This window comes from Vibrio gazogenes (assembly GCF_023920225.1).
In the GTDB taxonomy this organism is placed as follows: Bacteria; Pseudomonadota; Gammaproteobacteria; order Enterobacterales; family Vibrionaceae; genus Vibrio; species Vibrio gazogenes.
This window is the reverse complement of record NZ_CP092587.1, coordinates 1,782,068-1,797,526: the sequence shown is the minus strand read 5'-3', so window position 1 is coordinate 1,797,526 and position 15,459 is coordinate 1,782,068. Positions and strand designations below refer to the sequence as shown.

The window sequence follows — 15,459 nt, the reverse complement described above, 5'->3', positions numbered from 1 at the left end:
CATTGGCAATAAGCAGCAACTTTTCTTGAAGCAAAGCTGATTCGCAGTATATTAAACCCAAAGTGCAAACGTTTGCAAGAACGTTTGCACTTTGGCAAACAAATACAAATAAATAGGAACGAATGATGAAACACGAAATTGATTTGAAAGGTCTTGTGCCTGCTCCAGTAACCCCTTTTACCCGTGATGGCGATGTTGACTTTGCTGCAATCAAACGTCTCGGTTCATGGCTGGCAAGTGTTGACGGCGTAAAAGGTCTTGTCGTGCTTGGTCATGCTGGCGAAGGTACTTTTTTAACGCCCGAAGAGCAGTGCGCGGTTATTACTGCTTTTAAAGATGCGGTCAATGATGAAATCCCAATTATTGCCGGTATTACTGGTGAAGGGGACATGGTTGCTGCACTGGAAGCGAAGCGTGCGGTCGAAGCCGGTGCTTCTGCTGGTCTGCTGTATCCTTCACATGGTTGGCTACGTTTTGGTTACCAAGAAGGTGCTCCGCAAAAACGTTATAAAACAGTCCATGAAGAAAGTGGATTACCACTGATTCTGTTCCAATATCCTGATGTGACGAAAGCAACTTATAACCTGCAAACCCTGTTAGATATTGCAAAACAGCCGGGTGTGATTGCGATGAAAAATGGTGTTCGCAACATGCGCCGCTGGGATACCGAAATTCCAATTATTCGTCGTGAATGTCCGGAGCTAACGATTTTGACCTGTCACGATGAATATCTACTTCACACCATGTTTGATGTTGACGGTGCACTCGTCGGTTACGGCGGCCTGGCTCCTGAGCCTTTGGTTGAACTGATTGAAGCTGGTAAAGCGCGCGATTATCCGAAAGCCCGTGCAATTCACGATCAATTATTCCCAGTAACGCAGAATGTTTATCATCGCGGTTCACATATGGAAGGAACAGTGGCGTTAAAAGAAGGTCTGGTTGCTCGGGGTATTCTTGAGCATGCAACAGTCCGTAATCCGCTCCGTCCACTACAAGAAGGTGCGCACGAAGAAATTGCCGCCGCTCTTCGTTCTGCCGGACTTGTCGACTAATTCAAAAGCGCGTAGCCAGTAACCGAGTTGCTGGCTATACGGTTTGAAAAAAGTAGCAGTGGTTAGCTCTGGTGAAGGGAATATGTCTCAACGAGTTAACCGGCAGAGGTGGTATCTTATGAAGTGAATAGCAGACCATTTATGCCTTTCTAAAACGAGCCGCATTCGCGGCTCGACATCATCTTACCAGTAACTACACCAAATCCTCCCCATCAAGCTCTTGATGGTAGCGCACGTAATGGGTGGTAATCAGATTGTTCAGATACAGCAGCACGTTGCGCAGCTCTTGACTGTTTTGCCGCTGTTCGGCTTCAAACATCTCTTCTAACTGGCGCAGGTATTCGCGGGCTTTTTGGGCAAACTCGGGATCGTAAGGGATGGTTTCGTACATCATTTAACTCCTGAAGAGTGGAAAATTATTTCACCACAGGAGTTCCTACGCTCGGGTGGTGAACTGGAACAAGGTGTAGGAATGCCGCTCTTCAGGATTACGACCAGCCGAAGCTGCCTTGCCCAGCTCACCATAATTTAGATGTGCTGAGGCCGCATATAGTAAGAAACCAACGTAAAGTTAGCAACTATAATACCTGAAGAACAAATTTGCGGGTTCCTACGCCCGGCACCGGATTTTGCCAGTGCAGGGCGTAGGTTATCTGTTTTGGGGAAAATAAAAGTATGAAAAAAGTATGAGGTTTTGCGAGTGAGTTAACAGGGTTTATTCTCGTTGGCGCAGGTCTGGGAAACCTGCGCTTTAAAATAGATACTTATTAAATGGATTTGGAAATCAACTCCGCCTTGAGCAGTCCGCCTTTTGTCAGAAGCTTAGGTGAAAAAATTGGATTTCTGCGTTGCTTATATGCCGCAAGGATTTTTTGCAACCCGCTAGCTTCAAGAAGTGAAATATTAATCTCGGTATCCATGTCAGCGGCATCTATAAAGTCTTTGGAGAACTCTGGAGCAACTATAAGAACTTGAGCGACACGGTGCCCAGTGGCTTCACAACGCTTCACGTAAGCTTTTACTTGTCTTGACGTTGTAGAATATTTAGCAAACTGCCCATTTTTAAAAGACTTCGCTTCTCCAATGATTACGTCATCATTATCCAGAGATATAATAATATCTGTTTTATCTTTAGCTGTGTTAATGCTCTTACGTAAATCTTCATCAACGTTCATGTCGAGTTGTTCGAGAATTGAGCGAGTAATCTCCTCAAATTTAGCACCAATATCTGACTCCTTGATATCGATACCAGCATCGTGTAATCCCTTTAAATCTCTCGTCGCTAGTAAATTATAGTTTTCAATTAATCTGTCGTTTGCACTCGCGAAACTCTCTATGATCTGGCTTCTTGGATTACCTCTTCTAGAAAGTCCCATGTCATTTCTAATGGTTTTTATTTCGTCGTTGGTGTAGAGGTACAATATATCCAACGGTGTGATGCTTAATGCTTTTAATCTCTCAGGGTCTAGATTTTCTTTGTTTTCAATTTCGAAATCTGCTCGGATGCGCTCTTCTACATTGAACTCTGTTTCCGATAGCGACTCCAATAACTCTTTAAAGCCGCTAACACTAAGCAAGTTAAATTCATCTTCTTCTGACGATTTTAGATAATCAATCAACACATCAATGCGATCCTGTAGCCGTGTACCTATTCTTGGAATATCGAGATCCATGTCTTCCATGAGCTGTTTGATGCGTTCCTTCCTCTGGTTTTGGGTTGCTTCATCAGCGTGTATATCGTTGATGAGTATGTTCCGTATAGAAAGACCCAAGTGTGCGATGGTAGCAATTTTTTCCTTTCTATCGACTCCGCGGATTTTACACCCGTAATTTTTTAAAATACTTGATAACTCAGTATCAGATAGGGAGCGTAGAATTCTTAAAACATATTTATCATGTATTTCTTTACCAAGTACGTCATGAAAGATATCTACGATTTCGTCAGCGACCATTACCTCTGAACGACGACGATTAATCATGATGATGCCATTCTCTCTGAGATATTCGAGGGCACTATCTATACCAAGATCTGGTATAGGGTCAATTGAATGTTCAATGGCATTAACTTCCTCTCTTGATAATCCCAAACGCTGGGCGAGTACATTCAATATACTGCGTTCGTCCTCCGAAATTTTAGCTGTTCGATTCGCTTTAAGATCATTATTAAATGCTGTCCGCATACAATCTCTGTAAATATCCAGTCGGTTTAAGCGGTCAAAATCACTAAACTCAGATGACTCTAGCTCATCGATGAGCGAAATACTGAGCTGGTCTATTTTTGCATGCTCTTTGGCATAGAGGTGCTCGATCCAAGGGATTGTGGAAATGCAGTTTCCATCTCTTGCGAGAATGTTAATGAGTAATGATGATTGGGGGCCGCCGATGGCAATTTGTTCTACAACATGTTTTCTGAAATGTTTTTTGACGAGATTAAACAATTCTTTGATTTCATTACCAGATGCAGCTTTAAGTTGGCCATCAATCTTATCTAACTGTTTAGTCAGTTCAGTGTCGTCTTTATTGTCTCGACATAGCTTATCTATACAGTTGATAAATTTTGAGCGCTCAAATTGATTAGTATGGTTTAAAACTTGGCTTAATTTCATAAGATAACCTGCATAACGAACTAAAATTCATGTTCTAAATACTAGCGGTATACGGTTAAGTTGTGCTGTTGTTCATATAAAATTGATGGCTATATCACTGATTTATATGAAAGGTGACGAGTTTGGGAGATTGGAATATAGTTATCTGGGATAAATATGATGATTTCTACTGATACTGCAAAATATATCGTGTAACTAAGGAATATGACAGTCTGCGAGCAGCCGCATGACCGCTCGCAGGCAAATAACCGTTATAAATAACGCTTCTCAAGATGCGCTTTAAAATGCTCAGCATTCAACGTCTCACCCGTCGCTTGTTTCACCAGTTCATCGGTGGTTAACAAACTCCCTTGACACCAAATATTGTCAGCTAGCCAAGTGAATATCGGTGTCAAATCGCCACTGTGGATGACTCCGTCAACATCGATCGTTTTCTTCATGGCCGCCATAAATTGCGCAGCATACATTGCACCGAGTGTATAAGAAGGGAAATAGCCGAATGAGCCGTCCGTCCAGTGAATATCTTGCATACAGCCTTGGCGATAATTGCCTTGGGTGGATAGCCCGAGATAATTCTGCATTTTGTGATCCCATAACTCGGGTACATCACGGAATTCGATCACACCGTTGATCAGGTCGCGCTCGATTTCGTAACGCAAAATGACATGGGCAGGGTAGGTGAGTTCGTCGGCATCGACGCGGATGAAATCCTTGCTCACTCTGGAATAAAGTTTTTGCAGATTGGCTTTGGCAAACACGGGGTCATTGTGAGCGTTGAAATACTGCGATGCCAAATCGGCCAGATGATTGATGAACAAAGGATTGCGCCCAATCTGCATTTCAAAGAAAAGTGATTGCGATTCATGAATCCCCATCGACCGTGCTTCACCGGCCGGTGTGCCGGCATATGCTTTGGGTAATCCCTGTTCATAGCGCGCGTGGCCGGTTTCGTGGACGATTCCCATCAACGATTGCACAAATTCCGTTTCACTATAGCGTGTCGTGATACGGACATCGGTAGGCACACCGCCACAAAACGGGTGAGTACTTTCATCCAGCCGCCCGTGATCGAAATCGAATTGCAGCTGTTTCATGACTGCTAATCCCAGCGATTTTTGTGTCTCACTCGGATAGTTACCCCGCGGTAACAGAACAGACTCATGCGACTGTTTCTCAAGAACACGATCAATGAGCGTGGGCAACCAAGATTTGACGTCGTCAAACAAGCTGTCCAGTGCTTGGGTCGATGCACCGGGTTCATAAAGGTCAAGCATTGCATCATATGGGGTCTTGCCTGTCGCTGCGGCCCGAATCTGTGCTTCTTCACGTGAGAGTTTAACGACTTCCTCCCAGTTGGCTGCGAAACCGGCCCAATCATTGTCTTGTTTTTGTTGCCGCCAGGCATGTTCACATCGGGCGCCAGCGATTGATTGCGCCTGAACTAATGATTCAGGCAGCACGGTGGCTTGCTGCCATTGCCGTTTCATCTCGCGGAGCACGGCTTGCTGCTCTGCTGAGAGTGGTGCTTGTTCTGCCTGAGCAAACCACTCGGTCAGTTGGGGCTGATTCATCAACTGGTGAATATGGACTTGTAACGCGGCCATTGCTTGGGCTCGCGCTTCAGCCCCACCTGCCGGCATCATCGCGGCCTGATCCCAGCCGCAGATTGCAGAAAGATGCTCGAAGTGAGTGATATTTTTTGTATGCTCAACCAACTGATGGTACGCGTTCATAGATTCACCTCTTATTTAAGTGGTAGCAAATGAATTCAAGGGTATATCAAGATGCAGTGAAACACCCAATGATTTTCATTTTTTATGACTTATTGATTTTTATGTGATTTTTATTATGGGTTCTATTTGTTAAGTGACTCCCAAAAGTGATCTAAACTGCAAAATGCAATCTTCATGATGGAAAAAATATTGATAGAATCATTTTTTCTCATTTAAGTTTTTATATTTACTCAAATGAGTTTAATTGTATGATGAACAATTTATTGAATCCGTAGTGTTTTTGACGGAGCCGTTTCTCGCCTATCTATATAAAAGGAATGATCATGATAGTCATTTGCGATGCCTTTATTCGTTACATCGGCCATATTTTGAATAATCCTGTTTGCATATCTTATCGGGTCATCGTGGATGGTTTGGCACGATGAGCATATTGCAATTTGAACAAGCATTGGAGCGAATACCGACAGGGGCGGAGCATCGTCTCTATCTGTTTGTGGATGGCCGACAGTTGCCACCGTATTACCAAAGCTATTTCCCTGATGAGCCAATCGTCGAATCGGCCGCGGTTTATCTCTATGAATCGGATGAAGAACAGTCGCCTTATCTGTTGGCTGTGGATGATTTGGTGAAGCAATGGTTTTTACGACACCGGCGCGGTGCGGAGGGGTTTTTCTTCAGTTCATCCTGGTCGATAGAGACACTCGCTGAACATTTTCGGCAGCAGATACAGGTGTTGTCTCCTTATGGGACGACAAGTTATCTCAATATGGCTCATGCCGATGTGGCATGGACTTTACTCAGCGCGTCGTGTCATTGGTTTTGGCAGCCGATGGATCAGGTGTGGCTCCCAACCTCTTTGGGCTGGAAAGTGATAGACCGGTCTGATTTTGAACCCATGGTTGAGTTTGAATTACCGCTGCAACTTACACCCGTGCAGTGGCAACAACTCAGCCATATCGCATGGCAGAGCCTGCTTGAAGCGATATACCATCACATGAAACGACATTTTCCCGAGGTGCTGTTCCAGCAGGAGCGTGGCGATCTGTGGGTTGAAGCCCATGCTCAGATTGCCCGTCAGAAAGGATTTGTCACCCGTCAGGATCAATTGAATTACTTCAATATCATCGGTTGGTTGGGAGAATCCGCGGTGGCGGGGGAAGCATATCCGGACATTTATAAACTGATTCACTTTCCCTCACAGGAAAGGACACCGACTCAGCGGATTCGTCAGGCCGCCCGATGCGCAAAACAGTATGCGTTGGGTGTGTGATTGTTCGGTACGCATTCACCGGTACCGACGTGTTGGTTCAGAAGGCGAAGTACCGACACAGTCAGAGAGAATTGTATCGGGTTCTATCACTGCTTATGCAAGATAACTGTCATACAAATCACGTAATTTATTATCATCAGGTAAGCAATGATGAAGGTTTATTATGCCGGGTGCATTTGCTCATATCACGGCGGTCAATCAGGCATTCATGCAGGGAGATGTTCGGTATGTTTTGCCCAGCCGAATGCAACGTATTTTACTGGTGAATCAACGCTATGTTGAAATGGGTGCGGTTTCTCCGGACTTTCCTTATCTGAAAATTACCGATTCTCTCCAGGCGGCATGGGCTGATCGAATGCATTATCACTATGTCGGGGATTTGGTGCGCGGTATGATTGCGCATGTGCGTCGTCTGTACGGAGAGCAGCAGGACCGAGCATTTGCCTGGCTGAGTGGATTTCTCGCCCATGTGATCACGGATATCACGATTCACCCGGTGATTGAAATCAAAGTCGGGGATTACGATCAGAATAAACAGCAGCATCGGGAATGTGAGATGCATCAGGATGCGTTTATCTGGCAACGGATGGGGTTGGGTGATATCGGATATGTCGAACGTTTATCTCGTCATTTACTGCACTGTGCTGAAATACAGTCGCCGAATCAGATTGATCATGTGATTGAGGTGGTCTGGCGCGAGTCGTTGCTGGATACATACGGGCAACGGTTCGGGATGCCGGATATTCACGGTTGGTATGTTGCTTTTATTCGCGTGATGGCCTTGGTGGAAGACCAATATCGGTTATTTCCGTTGTCCCGTCATGTTGCGGCTTTTCTCGGCTTGGTCTATCCACCGATTTCAGCCATTGATCAGCAGTACATTACCCATCTGGAGACGCCTTATGGCTATTGGCACTATGATCAGGTGTTTGATTTTACGGTCGCGAATGTTGTTCATTATCAGCGGTTGCTTGGCCGGAGTGTTTATGATCATGCTGCAACAGATTGGCTGAAGAACTGGAATCTGGATACGGGGCGGTGTGAGCAGGGGAATTTAACGCTCTGGTCGCAAGAATGGCCGGGACGACAAAAACCACAATTGACAACAGTGGCACATACCACGCATTTCGGTGAATCGGGATTGAGCGCACCTGTGATCGATCACACAACGCGCGCGACTCACCGTTAAATCTTAGGCTTCTGCGGGTGCAGACTTCATCATGCCGTGGCGGAAGAATAATGCGGTTTCTTCAATGACGACTTTTCGCAACATCAGCAAGCCAATCAGGTTCGGGATGGCCATCAGACCATTGACAATATCGGCAATAATCCAGATTAAATCCAGATGCAAAAATGAACCGGAAGCAACCAACGCGATGAAGATCAGTTTATAGGGCAGAATGCCTTTGGTGCCGAACAAGAAGACGACACAACGCTCACCGTAGTAGTTCCAGCCCAGAATCGTGGTAAATGCAAAGAAGATTAAACCAATCGATACGAGTAGTGGACCAACCGTTGCTGAATCAAGACCAACTGCAAATGCATGGGTGGTCATGGCGGCACCGGACAAATCTCCCTGCCATGTATTGGTGAGGATTAACGCCAGCCCGGTCATGGTACAGATCAGAATCGTATCGAAGAATGTCCCCGTCATCGAGATCAACCCTTGCCGCACACAAGAATCGGTTTTTGCGGCTGCGGCGGCCATCGGTGCGCTGCCGAGACCGGATTCATTGGAGAATACCCCGCGAGCAACACCGGCCTGAATCGCTAACATAATGGTTGCACCGGCAAAACCACCGGTTGCGGCTGTTGATGTGAAAGCGGATTGAATCACCAGCAGGACCGCGGGAACAAACTGATCCGCTTGCATGATCAAGATCGACAGACAGGCCAGAATATAAAATAGGGCCATGGTCGGTACCACTTTACTGGCAACTTTCGAAATTGACTGAATACCGCCAATGGTGACGATGGCAACAAGCAGCGTCAGGATACCGGCCGCGAGTTCTCGGGATACCCCGAATGAGAGTTGTGATGCATCGACAATGGCGTTGACTTGCGGGAATGTGCCGATCCCAAAGAATGCAACACCAATCGCAAATACTGCGAAGGCAGTCGCCAATAGTTTTGAACCGACACCGTACTGTAGAAAATACATTGGCCCGCCAACCATTTGGCCTTTTGCATCGGTTTTACGATATTTGACGGCCAGCAAGCACTCTGCGTATTTGGTGGCCATGCCGAACAAGGCCGCAAACCACATCCAAAACAGCGCTCCGGGGCCGCCGAGCTTAATGGCTGTTGCGACACCGACAATGTTGCCGGTTCCGATCGTTGCGGATAGGGCGGTACATAATGCCGCGAAGCTGGATACATCACCGGTTTTCCCTTGAGGGGAACGACCAAACACGAGTTTTAAAGCGGTGGGTAGATGACGGAATTGCAGGAGTCCGAGACTGAACGTGAAATAGATACCGGTTCCGACCAATAAGCAGAGTAATGGTGGTCCCCAAATAAAACTATCGATAGCACTGAATATGGATTGCAGGTTTTGCATGATTTCCCCTTAAAATAAGTACACATAAGGAGAAGAGGAAAGGTTTATTATAAAGTGATCGTCCTGAAATTACGGACGACGCATTGAATTAATTTCAAAAAATGGGCCTTTCACTCCTCTGTCCTTTTGCCTGAGAGTTTCATCCCGGATGGGACTTGCTCCTTCGGCGACCGATTCAACGGTTCTCTCCAGAGGTTCCTCCAACTACAGTCCTCGTATCCCGAAAAAAGAAGAGTTCTTCAAAATTGAAAGCTCTTCAAAATTAAGCGTGATACACCTGAAAGATTTACTTCTTCGGTGGGAAATGTTAGTCCTAATGTTAAAATTAGGTTAACAACCTCTCTCCTGTAGTCTTCACTGGAACAATCATCTAATTTGATGATTTACAGGCTGATGTTAATCCAAAAGAATTGTGATGTCATCTACAGAATTTACGTAAATCTATAAAAAATGATGACTTGATGTATTATCGACTTTCTTCTGACCTTAAATAAAAGAATCATGATATAAATCCCAGATGAGTAAGGCGGAATAATTATGGTTAGACTCATTGCAATTATAGTTTTGATTGCGCTTGCATATGTTTTGGTTCGATACGACACTCGTGAGAACATACAGAAGGGCATTATCGTTGTTCTTTGTAGCGCTTTTGCAATTTACCTGATTGCCGTTGTTGTAAGTGAATTAATGCGTTAAAGCAGATGGAGTTATTGTGAATAAACAATCTGACAATTTGGATGATGGAGATGAAGACGTTGTCGTTATTGAACAAAGAGACAAACGGACTTATTTCTACATTGGTATCGCTGCCGCCATCGGTATTGCCGCGGGCGGGCTGATTGGTGCCTTGTTGTCGGGACAACGTTGGCAGCAGAGTTATCAGGCACTGGAAACTCGTTATCATCAGCTTGAACAAGCCAACCAGAAAACACTGGTAAATTCGGACCAGCAAACTCATTTGAAAATTCAACAACTGAGTAAAGAGTTTGACCAAAAGCTGGCCGAGCAAAAAAGTACCTACCAGCAACAGTTAGATGTGTTGAATGGGAAAATAGACCAATTAACGCAGGAAAAAACAGCACTGACGGAGCAGTTATCAAAGGAGAAATCCAAGATCACGCAGGTTAACAAAGTGAATAACCGACTCAATCATCAGGCCGATCTTCAAGCAACGATGTTTGAGCGGTCGCGAGAATTGTTCCAGAAGGAACTCAAAGTAAAACAATCCCTAGAGTCACTGGAACAAGAGCGGGACACGCTCCAGCAGAAAAAGAAAGAATTAAAGAAAGAGTGTGACCTTTATTTACAAGGAACCTCTTGGGATGCTCATTCAGATGCTTGTGATCAACAAGATGCTGCCAATGAACGTTTGGGTAAAATCAATCAACTGATCAAAGTGAATCAGATGGATTTGAAAGAAATTCAGGCACTGGCAAAAGATCTGGGGATTGAGTAATGACAACCGATGAACCGGAACATTGGCGTCCGGTTCATCGCAGGATATTCTGTTGAATCACCTCATTGATGCGTACTCGATCAAGTAACTCCCGCCATTCCTCTCTCACCCGCTATTCCTCTCGCAGAACGGTCGACGGTTAAGATGGCGTCGGTGAGTCATGATTTAAGAATCGTTCCGGAAAGTCACTGAAAATCGCATCGACGTCAGACAAACGACGAAAGCGTGGGTTGTTGACCGTATAACACCAAATTTCAACTGACTTTTCACGCAGCTTTTTGATCTGTTTCTTGGTCAGCCAGCGTGCATTGAGGTGACAACTAAAGGCTGATATTTCATCAATCAGCCGCATCACTTTCATATTGACTCTTTCTGCTAAAACACCGAGACGAAAATCAGCAAGCTGCTGACTCATTTCACGCATGACGTCATGGTGGAAACTGGATAATAAAATTGAATCGGGGGAGACATTACTCGTTTCAAGTTCTTTTTTGAGTGAAGCAATTACTGGCCCGACAGCATCATGATCGAGTTTCACTTCGAGATTGACCCGGATCCCCGTGGCTTTGACGACTCTGAGCAATTCTTGCAAGGTCATAATGGACTCTCCGGCAAAGCTTGGCGCAAACCAACTGCCGAAATCGAATTGTTGCAGCTCATCGAGTGTCAATTCATTAATGCGTCCCCGCCCGTTACTGCACCGATTAATCTTATAGTCATGACAGACAACCAGCGCCTGATCTTTGGTGGGTTGAATATCCACTTCGATCCATTCGAGGCCGAGGTCAATCGCGGCCATGATACTGGCCATGGTATTTTCCGGATAACTTCCGGCGACACCGCGGTGTCCGACGATTCGGGGTTGCATTGTTTACTCCTTACAAAAATGTGCCCCAAATAATAGACTGAAGTGGCTGTAAACGATAGCATCGCGTCTGAATATCTGGAGAAAGCTGTCCCGATCAGCGCGTGGCGCGGCGGCTGTATATTTCATGCCAATCGAGCAGTAGATTTGATTTATCTATTGATAATGAGATTTTTTCTCATTAAGATGAGGGCAATTTGACGCAACCAACTTTATTCTTATGAATCGTTTTAGATCCAGTGCATTCGTTTTGGCTGCATTAACAGCATTTCCAATACTTGCAGCACCAATAGACCAGGCTGAATCCATTCAGAAAAAAACCAATCAAGCTTCCGTCCGTAGCCAGAAAGTGATTGATAAAAGTGCCTCGGCCGCCATTGAACTCAAAGCATCAATTGAAAGATTGAGAGAAGAGGTCAATAACTTAGAGGTGTATCGTCATCACTTGAAGACATTGATTGATAGTCAGAACCAAGAGATGACCAGTCTGGTGCAGCAAATCAGCGATATCAAAGAAACCCGGCAGGGGATTGTTCCTTTGATGTATCACATGATCGACGGACTCAAACAGATCATTGCACAAGATAAACCGATCAAGCTTGCACAACGCCGGGAGCGCGTCGAGAAACTGACTGCGTTGATGGGAAGAGCCGATGTGAGTGAGGCGGAAAAGTATCGTCGTATTTTAGAGGCCTATCAAATCGAAATGGACTACGGGAATAAAATCGCGACTTATCAGGATGACATTACTACATCAGACGATGTGACCCGTGAAGTTGATATTCTCTATATCGGTCGTTTAAGCCTGCTCGCAAGAAGTTTAAATCATCAGGCGTTCTGGATGTGGGACATGCAATCTCATCAGTGGATCAATGGTGATACGGCGCAGCTAACGCGCATCAATCAGGCATTTGATTTAGCCAATCAACATATTGCACCGACGTTGTTGGATGTGCCGGTTTCTCTTGCTGTAACGGAGGCGAAATAAGATGAAATTAAAAGTATGCCTCAGCCTTTGCTTATTGAGTCTGACGACGCCAGTTATGGCTGATAACAGCCAGACGTCCTTGGTCAATCAAGCCCAAAGCGCACAACAGCAGGAACGACAACATAACCGAGTGCGGGAAACATCGTTTCAGGAAACCGAGCAAACGTTGCGAGCAGAAGTGAAACGCTTACAAAAAGCCAAAGTGAATCTGCAAGAAGAGATTGATTCACTGACGTCTCAATTCAGTCACAATGAAAGCGCGTTGGCGAAGCAAGAAGAGAAACTCCGGCTTGAAACCGGCTCACTGGGTGAAATATTCGGCGTGGTACGGCAAAACGCCAAGACCCTCAAATCAGATTTGTCTCATTCGATAACGCAAATTGATCGACAGACTTACGCACCGGTTGTTGATGACATTGTTGCCGCGAAATCGCTTCCGTCACTCAAGCAGCTTAGTGGCTTGTGGCAGAGTATGAATGAACAAATTCGCGCGAGTGGTGAAGTCACTCAAGTGAAGGTGCCTTATGTCAATGAATCCGGGATCAAAAGTACGGAGGCCGCCGCCCGCCTTGGCTCATTTGGCCTGATTGCTACCCAAGGGTACATGAACTGGGATGACAACAAACAGGTCGCGTTCCCTTATCTCAAACAACCCGATGACAGCCCGACACTAAACAGCATTGCACCATTACTGGCCGGTCAGACACAATCACTGGTTGTTGACCCGTCAAAAGGAACATTGCTGGCTCAGCTTGCAAATGTACCAACCTTACTTGATCGTTTAAAAGCGGGCGGTGTTGTCGGAAATATCATTTTGGGTCTGCTTGCCATTGGCCTTGTCATCGCGATTTTGCGAGGTATTTCTCTGGCGGTGATCAAGCAAAAAATCAAAGCACAGCTTAAAATGCCTCAGCAACCGGGCGACAATCCGTTAGGCCGAGTGCTGAGTGTGTATGACAAAGAGAAACATCGTAGCGTTGAAGCATTGGAACTCCGTTTACTGGAAGTTGTTGTTGATGAACAAAGCCATCTCGAAAAAGGGTTGTCAATGCTCAAACTGCTTGCTGCGTTAGCGCCGATGCTTGGGTTACTCGGTACGGTGACCGGTATGATCGAAACATTTCAGGTCATTACTCAGTTCGGGAATGGGGATCCGAAAGTTATGGCTGGCGGCATATCCATGGCGCTGATCACCACGGTTCTGGGATTGGTTGCAGCAATGCCCATGTTACTGGCACACAACATCCTTTCTTCTCAGGCCGAAAGTATTCGTACCATTCTTGAAAAACAGGGGATTGGTTTAGTTGCCGCACAAGCAGAGAACGATCAAGTCTCAAAAGATGATTTGGAGCATGCTGCGTGATGGATAGTTTCTTCATGCCGTTTGAGCAACTGTTGCTACCGCTGAACCATTTCATGTCCCAAGGGGGGACGGTGCTTTGGTGGCTGGCTGCCGTTGTCTGTTTGAACTGGTTACTGGTGATTGAGCGCTTGATTTATCTGTTTTTCCAGTTTCCTAAACAGAAGCAGCACTGGATTCAAGTGTGGATTGAGCGTGATGACCAGACGTCATGGTATGCCCGTTCAATCCGTGACGGTTGGTTAGGGCAGGCTCATGATGCGCTCTATCAAAACCTGAATTTTATCAAAGTGTTGGTGAGTATTTGCCCAATGTTGGGATTACTCGGGACGGTGACGGGCATGATTTCTGTTTTTGATGTGATGGCGAATCAAGGCAGTAGTAATCCGAAACTTATGGCTTCGGGCATTTCTCTGGCAACACTGCCGACCATGGCGGGTATGGTTGCCGCGCTCGTGGGGATGTTTATCTATGCCCGGTTGTATAAAAAATGTCAGTGGCTGGAAATGAAACTCGAAAAATCACTGAGGAGTCGTTTATGAGACTGGGAAGACGCTCAGTAAAGCAGGATGAAGCGCAGGTCGATTTGACCTCGATGCTGGATATCGTATTTATCATGCTGATCTTTTTTATCGTGACGAGTTCTTTTGTGCGTGAGTCCGGTGTCGAAGTTAACCGGCCGCAGGCTGCGCATGCGGTGAGCCAAAAACAGGCCGGTGTTTTTGTGGCGATAACGGCTGCGAATGATATTTATATTGATAAGCGGCGTGTCGATGTTGAAAGGGTTCAGGCAACATTGGAACAGATGTTACTGGATAAACCCGATGCATCCTTGGTGATTCAAGCCGATAAACACGCTTACAACGGGACGGTCGTCCAAGTGATGGATGCCGCCAAAAGTGCCGGTGTTAAACAAATCGCATTGGCAGCGGAGAAACGGTAATGATGCGCTGGTTATTTGCTCTGCCGGTTGCCATTGTTTTCTCTGTCGGTCTATTTAGCTTTATGGCTTGGATGGTGGATAACGGCTCGCACCAGAAACCGGAAGAACAGCGTGCTTTGCAGTTCAATATGGTGATGACTGAACCGGATGATGCAGTGCAACGGCGTCAGAGAACTGTGCCGGAAAAGCCAAAACCGCCTGAAGCACCGCAGATGACCTCGGTCGCTCAGCAACAGTCGGTCGCTGATCATGTTCCGATGATGGCGTCCGTCCCTGATTTGGGATTACCTACCGGTTTGGAAGGGATCGCGATTCAGGCGCCGGCGTTTGATATCAATGCGATCGGCGGTAGCCGGCAGGCGATTCCTCTCTATCAGATCAAACCTGATTATCCGCCCCGGGCGAAGCGAAGAGAAATCGAAGGCTCGGTGACATTACAGTTTGATATTGATGAAAGCGGGCGGGCGGTCAATGTGCAAGTGATTGAGAGTCAGCCGAAACGGATTTTTGATCGGTCGGCCAGACGAGCGATCAAACAGTGGAAGTTTCAGCCTCGAATTGTTAACGGCAAGGCTGAGAAGCAGGTAGGGATGACTCAGATCATCAAGTTTGAGATGGATAAATGA

Annotated in this window: 14 protein-coding genes and 1 riboswitch; of the genes, 9 read left to right on the top strand and 5 right to left on the bottom strand. The window is 45.9% G+C overall.

Annotation, left to right across the window (positions count from 1 at the left end):
- Positions 1-122 precede the first annotated feature (122 nt).
- Positions 123-1,052, top strand: coding sequence for a dihydrodipicolinate synthase family protein (locus tag MKS89_RS08035; protein WP_198298130.1), 930 nt, complete (start codon positions 123-125; stop codon positions 1,050-1,052).
- A 193-nt stretch (positions 1,053-1,245) separates the two neighbouring features.
- Here the strand turns inward: MKS89_RS08035 and MKS89_RS08030 are convergent, their stop codons facing one another.
- From MKS89_RS08030 to MKS89_RS08020, 3 genes are all read right to left on the bottom strand, one after another.
- Positions 1,246-1,446: a hypothetical protein gene (locus MKS89_RS08030; RefSeq protein ID WP_131814886.1), complete on the bottom strand. Its 201-nt coding sequence runs from the start codon at positions 1,444-1,446 to the stop codon at positions 1,246-1,248.
- Positions 1,447-1,819: 373 nt separating this feature from the next.
- Entirely contained in the window at positions 1,820-3,658 is a 1,839-nt protein-coding gene (locus tag MKS89_RS08025) for a hypothetical protein (protein ID WP_072957752.1), read from the bottom strand.
- A 251-nt stretch (positions 3,659-3,909) separates the two neighbouring features.
- Positions 3,910-5,391 (bottom strand): carboxypeptidase M32, encoded by a 1,482-nt coding sequence (locus MKS89_RS08020; protein WP_072957754.1) that lies wholly within the window; start codon positions 5,389-5,391, stop codon positions 3,910-3,912.
- Between the two features lie 421 nt (positions 5,392-5,812).
- Here MKS89_RS08020 and MKS89_RS08015 point away from each other — a divergent pair, with 421 nt between their 5' ends.
- Together MKS89_RS08015 and MKS89_RS08010 are read left to right on the top strand one after the other, a co-directional pair.
- Complete coding sequence (locus tag MKS89_RS08015) at positions 5,813-6,661, top strand: DUF4123 domain-containing protein (RefSeq protein ID WP_072957757.1); 849 nt, start codon at positions 5,813-5,815, stop codon at positions 6,659-6,661.
- A gap of 163 nt (positions 6,662-6,824) precedes the next feature.
- On the top strand, positions 6,825-7,850 hold the full coding sequence (locus tag MKS89_RS08010) for a zinc dependent phospholipase C family protein (RefSeq protein WP_072957759.1): 1,026 nt from the start codon (positions 6,825-6,827) through the stop codon (positions 7,848-7,850).
- Between the two features lie 3 nt (positions 7,851-7,853).
- On the opposite strand, the gene MKS89_RS08005 is transcribed toward MKS89_RS08010, so the two are convergent.
- A complete protein-coding gene (locus tag MKS89_RS08005; protein WP_072957762.1) occupies positions 7,854-9,221 on the bottom strand; it encodes an alanine/glycine:cation symporter family protein in 1,368 nt (455 codons plus the stop codon).
- A 108-nt stretch (positions 9,222-9,329) separates the two neighbouring features.
- A riboswitch (glycine riboswitch) is annotated at positions 9,330-9,423 on the bottom strand.
- 510 nt (positions 9,424-9,933) lie between these two features.
- On the opposite strand from MKS89_RS08005, the gene MKS89_RS08000 reads away from it, so the two are divergent.
- A complete protein-coding gene (locus MKS89_RS08000) occupies positions 9,934-10,677 on the top strand; it encodes a chromosome partitioning protein ParA (protein WP_072957764.1) in 744 nt (247 codons plus the stop codon).
- 139 nt (positions 10,678-10,816) lie between these two features.
- On the opposite strand, the gene MKS89_RS07995 is transcribed toward MKS89_RS08000, so the two are convergent.
- A complete protein-coding gene (locus tag MKS89_RS07995) occupies positions 10,817-11,545 on the bottom strand; it encodes a glycerophosphodiester phosphodiesterase family protein (protein ID WP_072957767.1) in 729 nt (242 codons plus the stop codon).
- A gap of 217 nt (positions 11,546-11,762) precedes the next feature.
- On the opposite strand from MKS89_RS07995, the gene MKS89_RS07990 reads away from it, so the two are divergent.
- The 5 genes from MKS89_RS07990 to MKS89_RS07970 are packed head-to-tail and all read left to right on the top strand — an operon-like array spanning position 11,763 to position 15,459.
- A complete protein-coding gene (locus tag MKS89_RS07990) occupies positions 11,763-12,530 on the top strand; it encodes a DUF3450 domain-containing protein (protein ID WP_072957769.1) in 768 nt (255 codons plus the stop codon).
- Position 12,531: 1 nt separating this feature from the next.
- Positions 12,532-13,893: a MotA/TolQ/ExbB proton channel family protein gene (locus MKS89_RS07985; protein ID WP_072957772.1), complete on the top strand. Its 1,362-nt coding sequence runs from the start codon at positions 12,532-12,534 to the stop codon at positions 13,891-13,893.
- Positions 13,893-14,432: a MotA/TolQ/ExbB proton channel family protein gene (locus MKS89_RS07980; RefSeq protein ID WP_072957774.1), complete on the top strand. Its 540-nt coding sequence runs from the start codon at positions 13,893-13,895 to the stop codon at positions 14,430-14,432. Before MKS89_RS07985 ends, MKS89_RS07980 begins: the two co-directional genes overlap by 1 nt.
- Positions 14,429-14,833 (top strand): ExbD/TolR family protein, encoded by a 405-nt coding sequence (locus tag MKS89_RS07975; protein ID WP_021020272.1) that lies wholly within the window; start codon positions 14,429-14,431, stop codon positions 14,831-14,833. The genes MKS89_RS07980 and MKS89_RS07975 overlap by 4 nt, the downstream gene beginning before the upstream one ends.
- A complete protein-coding gene (locus tag MKS89_RS07970; RefSeq protein ID WP_072957777.1) occupies positions 14,833-15,459 on the top strand; it encodes an energy transducer TonB in 627 nt (208 codons plus the stop codon). The genes MKS89_RS07975 and MKS89_RS07970 overlap by 1 nt, the downstream gene beginning before the upstream one ends.